Origin of the sequence: Rhodococcus sp. T2V, assembly GCF_029269925.1 — a bacterium.
Lineage (GTDB): Bacteria > Actinomycetota > Actinomycetes > Mycobacteriales > Mycobacteriaceae > Rhodococcus_F > Rhodococcus_F koreensis.
The window spans coordinates 1-488 of record NZ_JARJBD010000395.1; the positions used below are offsets into that span (position 1 = coordinate 1).

Annotated in this window: 1 protein-coding gene; it reads right to left on the reverse strand. The window is 66.8% G+C overall.

Going from position 1 to position 488, the window contains the following annotated elements; all coding sequences use genetic code 11:
* Window positions 1-127: 127 nt before the first annotated feature.
* Window positions 128-316 (reverse strand): hypothetical protein, encoded by a 189-nt coding sequence (locus P3H15_RS54545; RefSeq protein WP_276144903.1) that lies wholly within the window; start codon window positions 314-316, stop codon window positions 128-130.
* Window positions 317-488: the final 172 nt, after the last annotated feature.

The following is a 488-nucleotide window of genomic DNA, read 5'->3' on the forward strand; positions in this document are numbered from 1 at the left end:
CACTTCAAGCCAGCACTACGGCTCCAGGTGGGGCCACTTCAGATTGGCACACTCAACGGGGAGGTCGCCGGAGGGAGCGGACACCAGCAAAGGCTACGGGTGCACCCGTGCACGGTATCCCGGGCGATCACCCGCACGGCGGCAACAGCACGTGCGCGTGGACACGAATGGCCACAATCGGTGTGCGCTGCGCTGATTTTCCGGCCGGGTGGGCGGCCGCGGCCGGGATCGGGGCTTGGCGCTGATGGTCGCCGAGACCACCGGTCCGTCGGCTCTCCGCGATGGAGAGGTCCTCGAGCTGCTGTGCGGCCTTCACCCCGAACCTGGCTGCCGCCGAGGACCGACAGTTATTCGAACACACGTTCGAGTTACGTGGTACGCTCTCCCTCGCGGGGCGGGTGGAGACCAAGCCGTCTCGGGAAGCATCCGCCCCGCGCCAACTTGAGTGCCGAGGTGAGACCGATGGACAGTGTGATGAGCAAGGCCGA